The following is a 9556-nucleotide window of genomic DNA, read 5'->3' as shown; positions in this document are numbered from 1 at the left end:
CCGGTCCGCGCGGACCGGGCCCCCTCGCGTCGCCCGTCGGTCAGACGAGGTCCCAGCTCAGCGGCGTCCCCCTCGGCACGTCCCGGGCGAAGGCGCGGCCGAGTACCCGGTCGAGGTCGGCCGGGGGGAGCCCGCCGGCCGGCCGGATCGAGCGCACCACCGCCGGGGTGACCGGATCGCCGGCCCGGACGTCCTGCACCACCCACAGGGACCGACGGAACCGCAGCCCCTCCCGCTCGGTCGGGGTCGGCCCGATCGCGGTGCCGCCCAGCGCCGCCCAGGCCCGCTCCGACTCGACGGTCAGGGCGGTCAGCTCCGCCGGCTCCAGCGAGAAGTCGGAGTCGACGCCGCCGTCGGCCCGGCGCAGCGTCACGTGCTTCTCGATGAGGCAGGCGCCGAACGCCACCGAGGCGATCGGGACGCCGATGCCCGGCGTGTGGTCGGACAGGCCCACCGGCAGGCCGAAGGCGTCGGCCAGGACGGGCAGCCGGCGCAGGTTGCTGTCCCGCGGCGGCGCCGGGTAGGACGCGGTGCAGGCCAGCAGCACGATGCCGCCGGCGCCGCCCTCCCGCGCGGCGCGTACGGCCGCGTCGATCTCGCCGACGGTGGCCATCCCCGTGGAGACGACCAGCGGCTTGCCGGTGGCCGCGACGAGCCGGATCAGCGGCAGGTCGACCAGCTCCGACGAGGCGATCTTGTACGCGGGCGCGTCCAGCCCCTCCAGCAGCTCCACCGCCGTCGCGTCGAAGGGCGAGGAGAACACGGTGAGGCCGTGCCGCCGGGCCCGCTCGAAGATCGGCGCGTGCCACTCGTACGGGGTGTGGGCCCGCTCGAAGAGCTGCCACAGGCGCTCGCCGCCCCACAGGTCGTGCCCGTCGGAGAGGCGGAACGCGGGGGAGTCCACGTCGATGGTGATGGTGTCCGGCCGGTACGTCTGGAGCTTGAGCGCGTGCGCCCCGCTGGCCGCCACCGCGTCGACGATGGCGAGCGCCCGGTCGAGGCTGCCGTTGTGGTTGCCGGACATCTCGGCGACCACGAGGGGTCGCTCGCCGGGGCCGACCGCGTGCGGCCCGATCTTGACTGTCGCCGTCATCTTCCTCTGCTCTTCTCCGTCCACACCACCTGGTGCGGCGTGCCGTCGATGTCCCGCTCGTAGCGCCGGACCTCGCGAAAACCGAAGCGCCGGTGCAGGGCCAGCACCGGCCGGTTGGCGGCCAGCGTCTCGCCGCCGAGCGTCCGCGCCCCGAGGGTGTCGAAGGCGTACGCGACGGCCGCCCGCTCCAGCGACAGCCACGCCGGCAGCAGCTCCCCCCGGGCGTCCAGCCCGCCGACGTCGAGGTAGAACCCCCAGGTGAGCGCGCGGTCCGGGGAGGTCAACCCGGCGAAGGTGACCACGCCGGCGGGCTCGCCGTCGTGCAGGTGCACCAGCACCCGCCGGTCCGGGTCGACGCGGACCCGCGACCACCAGGCGGCGTGCTCGGCCGGGCCGATCTCGTGGCTGGTCAGGCTCACCGCGCGCACCTGCGGGTGGTTGCGCCAGCGCAGCATCCGGCGCAGGTCCCCGTCGTCGGCGGGCCGCAGCGACCCGGTCGCCGTCGGCAGCCCGGTCATCGTCGGCTCGCCAGCGCGGCGGCCTGGTCCGTCGCCACCGTCCCGGCCGCGGTCCGCCCGGCCTCCGTGGCGTGCCCGGCCTCCGTGGCCGGCCCGGCGCGCCCGGCGTCCGTGGCCTGCGCGGCCTTTGTGGCCTCTCCGGCGGGTGCGGCGTCCGTGGCCGGTCCGGCGTCCGGGGCGGGGGTGGGCTCCGGGGCGGGGGCGGCCGGCGGGGTCGGTCGCCTGCCCCGGACCCGGCCGGCGGCCCGGTCGGCTCGGCGCAGCGTGGCGTACGCGAGGTAGCTGTTCCGGCCGACCAGCCGGTGCTTGAGCCCCGCCACCCCGGCCGGCGGCGAGTAGCCGGCGCCGGGCAGGTAACGGCGGTAGTGCTCGGCGACCCGGCGGAAGAACGCGCGTCGCAGCCGCGGGTGCAGCCGGCCGTCGTTGCCCGCCACCACCAGGTAGTGGCTGACCATCAGGGTGAACAGCTCGGCCCGCAGCCGGTCGTCGGGGGCGTGCCGGTCCAGCCAGTCGAAGAGCCGCTCGTACTGGTCGAAGGCGTCGAAGTGCCGCCGGCTGCGGGTCGAGGTGATCGCACCGAGCCGGCCCTGCCGGTAGAGGTAGCAGACCCGGTCCAGCACGGCGATCCGCTCGGCGCCGATGAGCAGGGGATGGCTGAACGGGATGTCCTCGTACCAGCCGGGGTGGAAGCGCAGCCCCAGCTCGGCCATGAACCCGCGCCGGACCACCTTGTTCCAGGCGGTGTGCTGCACCCGCAGCAGTTGCGGCCGGTCGGCCAGGCGGACCACGCCCGGCACGCCGCGCAGCAGGTGGCTGCTCGCGTCGACCTCCCGCCGGCCGCCCTCGTGCACCCGTAGGTGGTCCAGCATCAGCACGTCGGGCCGGTCCCGACGCAGCCGGTCCAGCACCGCCGGGATCGTGCCCGGCGGCAGCCAGTCGTCGCTGTCGACGAACCAGACGTACGCGCCGGCGGCCACGTCGAGGCCGGCGTTGCGGGCCGGGCCCAGGCCCACGTTGCGGGGCAGGTGCACCGTGCGGATCCCGGCCCGCCCGGCCGCGTACGACCGCAGCATCTCCCCGCAGCGGTCCGGGGAGGCGTCGTCCACGGCGACCACCTCCACCGCGTCGGCCTCGCCGGCCGGGACGTCGGCGCGGATCGACTCGAGGCACTGGTAGAGGTACGGCTCGACGCCGTACACGGGCACGACGATGCTCAGCAGCGGTGCTTGCGTCGGCTCAATGACCACGCCGACACCATCGACGGCGTGGATGGACGGCCCCGGAACCTCACGTTGCCGGCGAAGGTGAAGTCCCTGAACAGCCGCCCAGCGCGGGGTTAACGGTTCAGCATGCGGCGCACCGGGCTGCCCACGGCGCGCTTGACCCGGGAGCGCAGGCGCTGCTCGCGCAGCGCCTCCGCGTCCTGCCGAAGCTGCGCGTTGCGGTCGTGCAGCCACTGGATCCGCTCCAGCAGCACGTCGGGCGGCGTCGCGGCGGCCGGCCGCACGGCGGGCGGGAAGGTGGTGGCCCGCACCCGTGCGTCGAACCGGGCGGCGCTGTCGCCGTCGGCGAAGGCGTTGCCGAGGTCGTGCCTGGCGAGGAAGGCGAGCATCGTCTCGTAGCGCGCCTTGTGGCCCTCGACCAGCGCCGTGTAGTCCGCCTCCGCGTAGAGCTGGGCGGCGTCGACGTCGGCCGGCACCTCCTTCATCACCCGGTGCGGGATGTCGAAGTAGCGGGCGAGCTCCAGGGTGCGCGAGTCGTGCGCGAACAGGTAGCCGGGCGTACCGGCCACCAGCGCCGTGATGGTGCCGTGGATGCGGGTGCCGAACGCGAAGTCGAACCGGGAGAGGTAGTCCATCCAGGTCCACGGGTCGACGAACATCCGCACCTTGTCCTCGGTGAACAGCGGGTGCGAGGTGTGGATCGGGATGGCGCTGGACTTGCCCCGGTCCTCGGGGGCATCGCCGTAGAGCAGGGTGCCGAGCGTCTTGAGGTCCTGCGGCAGGTAGCGCAGGTTCGGGTACCGCTCGTGGTGCCGGGCGATGATCTTCGCCATCGACTTGACGTACGGCGAGACGGTGAGGGCGACCCGGTCCTCCGGCGCCAGCGCCGCCTTGCGCTTCGCCACCCGCAGGCTGTCGCCGTGCAGGAACATCGACGGGCAGCCGATCACGTCGACGGCGGAGAAGCCCAGGGTGCGCAGATAGCCCTCGGTGATCTCACCGCGTACGCCGATGCTGTGGGAGCGGTCGAGCACCGCCTTGACGAACCGGGTCACCACGTCGTCGATCGGGCGCAGGTATTCCCGGTCGCCGTTGACGTCGGTCTGCACGCCCACGCCGAGCACCACGACCGGGATCTTCAGCCGCTCGACGAGCTTCGTCATCAGCTCGATGCGGTGGGCGTAACTGCGCCGGAAGGCGTTGGCCAGCGGGACGACGTAGACGTCGTACCGTTCGTTGATCATGTCGGCGTCGCGCGGGTTGACCTTGAACTCGGTCGGGGTGATCTCGGCGGTGGCGGTCTGCAGCAGCTTGTGCGCGGCATGGCTGAAGACGAGGTTGCCGTTGTTCTCGCCGATCCAGTTCGCCTCGTGGGACTCCTCGGGGGAGTAGACGTCGAAGGGGCCCTTCTTCGCCCGCATCAGGATCCGCTGGTGCATTCGCCTCGCCTCTCGTCACCTCCGGGTCACGGCATACTAGGCCACCCGGCGGACGAGGCACAGCGCCGCCCGCGCGAGCGCCCGTCCACCTGGCCGGAGCGGTCCGTGGCGACACGCCCGGCGGCGATGCGGACCGGCGGCGTCGGCGGTAGCGTGGTCGCGTGCTGCCCGTCGTGCTCACCTGTCCCCTGTGGTGGGTGGCGCGGTGGGCCGCGCGGCTGCTCGCCGGGCTCGCGGTCGCGGTCGCGTTCGCCGTCGGCGCGGGGGCGCTCCCCGCCGCCGCCTCGGCCCCCGCCGGTCCGCCGTCCGCCGCCCCGGCCCCTGCCGTGACGCTCCCCGCGCATGTTTCCCCGGGCAAGACGGGCCCCGTCCCGGCGGCCTCCCTCGCGGTGCCGCCGTTCGCGGCGGCCTCCCTCGCCGTGCCGCCGTTCGCGGCGGGCCTCGCTCCGGCGGTCGCCGTCGGCCTGCCGGGCCCCGGCGTCGGCGACCGCGAGGCCGGGGGCGCCGACGAGCGGGCCGCCGCCGGCCCCGTCGCCCTCGCCCCCGCGGCCGATCCGGGCCCGGCCGCGGCGACGATCGCGGTCGGCCCGGCCATCGACCCGGCCCCGCGCGTCCCGGGCACCACCGGCCCCCGCGCCCCGCCGCGCGGCTGAGCCGCACCACCCCCGCAGGGCCGGCGACCGGCCCCGGGACCGTGTCCGCCCCAGGCGTCGGCGAGGGCCTGCCGCTGCCTCAGGGGCCGCGAGGTGCCCCTGCTTCGCCTTCCACCCCATCCGCACCCGTCGGGCCGCGCCGCGCCGCCGGGTGCCCCCGCTGCCGCACTCGCTACCCGTGAGGTGCCGACCATGGAGAACGTCCTCTACCAGTTCCTGATCGGGGTGCCACGGGCCGCCGCCATCTGGTCCGCCCTGCTCCTGCTGGCCCTGACCGTGCTCGCCGTCCTGGTCGCCCGCCCGGAGCGGGTCCCGCCCGCCGACGCGCCGGCCGCCCCGCCCGCCGACGACCCCGCGACCGAGGCGGCCGACCTGCGCCGCTACGCCGAGGAGGTGGCCGTCGCGGCGAACCGCGCCGCGCGTACCGCCCGCCGGCTGCGGGCCGACTGGCTCGCCGCGCAGGAGGCGGTCGACCGGGCGTGGCAGGCGTACGACGAGGCGGAGACCGCCGCCCGCCGGTTCACCGGGGCCGCCCTCCTGCCTGCTCCGCGCACCCCGCGCACGCCCGCCGAGTACGCCGCCCGCGAGCGCTGGCTGCACCACGCGGCGATGGCCGCCCACTGGCGCGGCGACCTGACCGCCCGCCAGCTCAGCGACGTGTTCGGCCACCGGTCGGGCTGGGATCCCCGACGGCACCCGGCGGAGCAGGAGATCGTCCTGGCCCGGGCGGTGCGCGACGCGAAGCGGGCCGCCTACCGGGCCGCCGCCGAGCGGGAGCGCCTCGCGTGGCGGGACGCCGACCTGGCCGCCGAGGCGGCCCGCGCCCTGGCCACGGAGGCGTACGCCGCGGCGGCCCGGCTCCGGCCGGGCCGGCTCCCGGCGGCCCGCGCGGTGGCGGCCGCGCACCGTCCCGCGCCCGCCGCGCGCTGGCGCCCCGCCCGCGTGGGCTGAGCGGCGGCATTTCGGTGACGCCGGTCACAGCGGAGCCGAAACGGTCATCCGGCGCGGCCCGGCCGATTTTCGCCGGCGATCCGACGCCGATTGTCGGCCGCTCGTCCGGTTGTCGCCCGAAGGCGCGCGTGGAAACGGTCGTCCCATTGAGTCACGTCAGTGTCGAGCTGCCCGCAAAAAAGTCGCGCGATCAAGGTTTAGGCAGGTGGGAGCGGGTTGGCAGGCCGCCGACCGGCCAGTAATGTCGGCGCGTCCGGTGCGGTACCCGTTCGCAAGAGGCGACGCCGCGCCGACCCGCCTAATCGTGCACAGGCGAGCCGGGGACCCACTGCAACATCGGGGTGAATCCGCGGGCTGCGGCCCGTGGTAGGGCGTTCTTCCCGCCCGAATCCGTCAGCTAACCCGGTCGGCGGTGTCGGAAGGAGTTCCATTCCTCGTGCAGCACCCAGCCACCCCCCGCCGCCGCCTCCACGGCGCCGCGGTGCCCGCGCTCGCCCGGCCGTACGCCACGAGCTGACCCACCGGTCACCGCCCGTCGCCCGGCATCCCGGGCGCATCCCCTGAGTGGTCCACCACCGCCGGACGCCGTCCGTGCGGTCGGTTCCTCCTGCGGTGAGGAACCGACGGCCGCTCACCCCCCGAGCCCGTGGAGGAAACCATGAAGCACCACCTCAAGCGACAGCTCCGCCGCCTGACGTCCGAGCGTCCCTACCAGGTGGCCGCCGCGTCGGCCGCCGCGCTCGTGCTGGCGTCCGGCACCGGCGCGCTGCTGGCCGACGGCGACGCCTCGCCGGCCGCCGCGCAGGCCCCGGCGGCAGTGACCGAGCTGCGTGACGACACCGCGGCCTCCCGTGGCGAGGCCCGGACCGCGGCCGTCCCGTCGACGGCCGCCCCGGCCACGTCCGGCGCTCCCTCGGCGAGCGCCACCAGCACCAGGCCGGACCCCGACGTGACCCGGAAGGCGGAGTCGCCGAAGCCGCCGAAGTCCAAGACCCTGGACTACGACTACCAGGCCCAGACGACCTTCTACAACTGCGGTCCCGCCGCCGTCCGGCACGCCCTCAGCGCCGCCGGCGTCGCCCGCAGCCAGGACGCCCTCGGCGCCCAGCTGGGCACCGACGAGATGGGCACCGACTCCGCCGAGGACACCACCCGGGTGCTGAACGCGACGGTGAAGGGCGACCCGTATCGGACCCGGATGATCCCGGGCAGCGCCGCGACCCCGGCGCAGATGGACCGCCTCCAGGCCGACGTGGTCGCCGCCGTCGCCGGCGGCCGGGGTGTCGTGGTGAACGTCGCCGGCAGCGCCACGGACACCGAGGGGGGCTGGCACTCGTTCCCCGGCGGCCACTACGTCGCCGTCGTGGGCTACCAGGACGAGGGGCGGCTGGTGAAGATCGCCGACTCGGCGAACCCGGCGACCGCCTCGTACTGGATGTCCACCATCGCCCTGGCGAACTGGGCCGCCACCCGCGGCTACTCCGCCTGATCGACACCCGTCGGGCGTCGGCCCCCACCCGGGGCCGGCGCCCGATGTCGTCTCCGGGTCACGGCCCTCGCCGGGGCGGCCGGCGGGTGGCACACTGCGGGCCATGGTCGATGAATCGGGTGACCGGGACGGCCGGCGGGTCCTCCTGCTGCTGCACGGCATGGGCGCGACCGGCGACGTGTGGCTGCCCTGGGCGCCGCTGTTGGAGCGCCGGTGGCCGGGCCGGTGGCTGGCGCCCGACCTCGCCGGCCACGGGTGGTCGCCGCCGCTGCCGGCGTACTCGTTCGCCGGGCTGGCCGACCGGCTCGCCGCGGGGCTCACGGCGGGCGACCGGCTCGTCGTGCTGGGGCACTCCCTCGGCGGCGTGGTCGGGCTGGCGCTGGCCGCCCGCGCCGCGGGGCTGCCCGTCGACGCCGTGGTCGGGCTCGGCATCAAGGCCGTCTGGTCCCCGGCCGAGCTGGCCAGGGCCGGGGAACTGGCCGGCCGCCCGGTGGCCTGGTTCGCCGGCCGGGACGAGGCGGCCCGCCGCTACCTGCGGGTGGCCGGCCTGACGGGCCTCTTCGCGCCGGACCACCCGGTGGTCGAGGCCGGGCTGCGGCAGGTGGACGGCCGCTGGCGGCTGGCGATGGACCCGGCCGCGTTCGCGGTGGGCGAGCCGGACCTGCCCGCCCTGCTGGCGGCGACCGACGTGCCGGTGCTGCTGGCCCGCGGCGAGCACGACCCCATGGTCACCGACGCCCAGCTCAAGGAGTTGGGCGTACCGGTCGCCACCCTGCCCGGCCTGGGCCACAACGCCCACGTCGAGGACCCGGAGGCGGTCCTGGCCCTCGTCGACCCCTACCGCTGAGAGCCGCGCCGTCCCGGGCGGCGGGTCAGGCGCTGGGGGAGAGGGTCGCCTCGTCCGGCTCGACCGGCAGGTCGGCCCCGCCGGCGGCGCGTGGCACCGGCGGGTTCCAGCCCGCGTCGAGCTGCCGCCGGGCGGCGTCGAGGAACGCCTCGGCGTACGAGTCGGCGGGGAAGTCGCCCAGGTAGCGGGTCCGGGTGGCCCAGCGGGCCGAGGCCAGCGGGTCGGTGTCCAGCAGCGCGGTCAGCACCTCGTCGACGTTTGCCATGTCGTGGCGCAGCACGTATCCCGAGCCGGCCAGCGGGAAGCGCTCGGCGAACCGGTCGCCCTCGCCGCCCATGTCCGTCACCGCGTACGGCTTGCCCGAGTAGAGGTAGTCGGAGATCACCCCGGACACGTCGGAGACCAGCGCGTCCGAGCGGTTGGCGCACTCGGCCAGGGTCAGCTCGCGGGCGGCGGCGCCGAAGACGTGCGGCCGGCCGGTGCGGGCCCGGTCCGCGGCCAGCAGCTCGGTGAGCCGCCCCAGCTGCCGCGCCGAGGCCGGGTTCTGCGACGTGTAGGGGTGGGCCCGCAGGATCACCGTCGCGCCGCGCGCCAGCAGCCCGCGCAGCAGCGCCTCGGCCACCGGCAGGGAGCAGTAGTTGGCGTCCGCGTGGTGCCCCGTCCAGGTCGGCGTGTAGAGCACCGTCGGGTGCGGGAGGCCGCGCGCCGGCTCCGGCCGGACCTCGATCGACTCGACCTGCGGCCGGCCGACCACCACGAACTTCTCCGCCGGGATGTCGACGCCGGCGCGGGCGTACCGCTCGACGGCGGCCTGGCCGGCGACGAAGATCCGGTCGAAGATGGCCGAGACCGGGTTGGCGCTGGGCGCCTTGTCGCTGTCGCCGTGGTGCAGCTGGACGTGGGTCAGCTGGGTGAAGCGGATGCAGTGGCTGTTCTTCGCGCCGTGGTTGACGTAGAAGGCGACCCGCAGGCTGGGCACCAGCGCCTCGTCCATCGCCTTGAGCGTCGGGCAGTAGACGACGGGCGCGGTGGTGGCAGCGGCGACGGCGGGCAGGAACTCCGGCTCCCGCAGCATGACCAGGAACGGCCGGCCGATCCGCTCCAGGTAGGGCAGCCACATGGTGACCTGGTATTCCGAGCCGGGCGGGGCGGAGAAGTAGAGCAGGAACTCGGGCTGGTGGCGGCGCAGCGCCCGGGTGACCGGCGACCCGCCCGCCCCCGGCCGGAACCGGCGCCGGGCCAGGTCCAGCCCGACCGCCCCGGCGCCGGCGGCGACCAGCGCGACGGCGACCAGCGCGACCCAGGCCGGCAGGGTCGCCGCGGCGGCCGCCGCCACCACGGCG

Annotated in this window: 9 protein-coding genes and 1 riboswitch; of the genes, 4 read left to right on the top strand and 5 right to left on the bottom strand. The window is 75.9% G+C overall.

The features are described 5' to 3' along the window. Positions 1-40: 40 nt before the first annotated feature. The 4 genes from pseI to ACWENR_RS27050 all read right to left on the bottom strand — a co-directional run bounded on the left by pseI (position 41) and on the right by ACWENR_RS27050 (position 4273). Entirely contained in the window at positions 41-1093 is a 1053-nt protein-coding gene (gene pseI / locus ACWENR_RS27065) for a pseudaminic acid synthase (RefSeq protein ID WP_452279775.1), read from the bottom strand. Further along, a complete protein-coding gene (locus tag ACWENR_RS27060) occupies positions 1090-1611 on the bottom strand; it encodes a GNAT family N-acetyltransferase (protein WP_452279774.1) in 522 nt (173 codons plus the stop codon). The genes pseI and ACWENR_RS27060 overlap by 4 nt, the downstream gene beginning before the upstream one ends. Continuing rightward, positions 1608-2858, bottom strand: a complete 1251-nt coding sequence (locus ACWENR_RS27055) for a glycosyltransferase family 2 protein (protein ID WP_452279773.1) — start codon at positions 2856-2858, stop codon at positions 1608-1610. The genes ACWENR_RS27060 and ACWENR_RS27055 overlap by 4 nt, the downstream gene beginning before the upstream one ends. A gap of 89 nt (positions 2859-2947) precedes the next feature. Further along, entirely contained in the window at positions 2948-4273 is a 1326-nt protein-coding gene (locus tag ACWENR_RS27050) for a polysaccharide pyruvyl transferase family protein (protein WP_452279772.1), read from the bottom strand. Positions 4274-4434: 161 nt separating this feature from the next. Here ACWENR_RS27050 and ACWENR_RS27045 point away from each other — a divergent pair, with 161 nt between their 5' ends. The 4 genes from ACWENR_RS27045 (at position 4435) to ACWENR_RS27030 (ending at position 8213) form a co-directional block, all read left to right on the top strand. Further along, positions 4435-4926, top strand: coding sequence for a hypothetical protein (locus ACWENR_RS27045; RefSeq protein WP_452279771.1), 492 nt, complete (start codon positions 4435-4437; stop codon positions 4924-4926). 192 nt (positions 4927-5118) lie between these two features. Continuing rightward, positions 5119-5877 carry a hypothetical protein gene (locus tag ACWENR_RS27040; protein ID WP_452279770.1) on the top strand — a complete coding sequence of 253 codons (759 nt, stop codon included), beginning with the start codon at positions 5119-5121 and terminating at the stop codon, positions 5875-5877. A 285-nt stretch (positions 5878-6162) separates the two neighbouring features. Further along, a riboswitch (cyclic di-AMP (ydaO/yuaA leader) is annotated at positions 6163-6304 on the top strand. A 231-nt stretch (positions 6305-6535) separates the two neighbouring features. Beyond that, complete coding sequence (locus tag ACWENR_RS27035) at positions 6536-7366, top strand: C39 family peptidase (RefSeq protein WP_452279769.1); 831 nt, start codon at positions 6536-6538, stop codon at positions 7364-7366. A 103-nt stretch (positions 7367-7469) separates the two neighbouring features. Next, entirely contained in the window at positions 7470-8213 is a 744-nt protein-coding gene (locus ACWENR_RS27030; protein ID WP_452279768.1) for an alpha/beta fold hydrolase, read from the top strand. 25 nt (positions 8214-8238) lie between these two features. On the opposite strand, the gene ACWENR_RS27025 is transcribed toward ACWENR_RS27030, so the two are convergent. Next, on the bottom strand, positions 8239-9556 hold a 1318-nt coding region (locus tag ACWENR_RS27025; protein WP_452279767.1), incomplete at its 5' end, for a CDP-glycerol glycerophosphotransferase family protein.

Source organism: Micromonospora sp. NPDC004336 (genome assembly GCF_053602615.1).
The sequence above is the reverse complement of the archived record's forward strand: the minus strand, read 5'-3'. Positions and strand labels throughout refer to the sequence as shown.

What these genes read in the sequence shown, in the direction of transcription:
- pseI (WP_452279775.1), bottom strand. Translation starts at nt 1,093, where the DNA reads ATGACGGCGACAGTCAAGATCGGGCCGCACGCGGTCGGCCCCGGCGAG.
- ACWENR_RS27030 (WP_452279768.1), top strand. Translation starts at nt 7,470, where the DNA reads ATGGTCGATGAATCGGGTGACCGGGACGGCCGGCGGGTCCTCCTGCTG.
- ACWENR_RS27035 (WP_452279769.1), top strand. Translation starts at nt 6,536, where the DNA reads ATGAAGCACCACCTCAAGCGACAGCTCCGCCGCCTGACGTCCGAGCGT.
- ACWENR_RS27040 (WP_452279770.1), top strand. Translation starts at nt 5,119, where the DNA reads ATGGAGAACGTCCTCTACCAGTTCCTGATCGGGGTGCCACGGGCCGCC.
- ACWENR_RS27050 (WP_452279772.1), bottom strand. Translation starts at nt 4,273, where the DNA reads ATGCACCAGCGGATCCTGATGCGGGCGAAGAAGGGCCCCTTCGACGTC.
- ACWENR_RS27060 (WP_452279774.1), bottom strand. Translation starts at nt 1,611, where the DNA reads ATGACCGGGCTGCCGACGGCGACCGGGTCGCTGCGGCCCGCCGACGAC.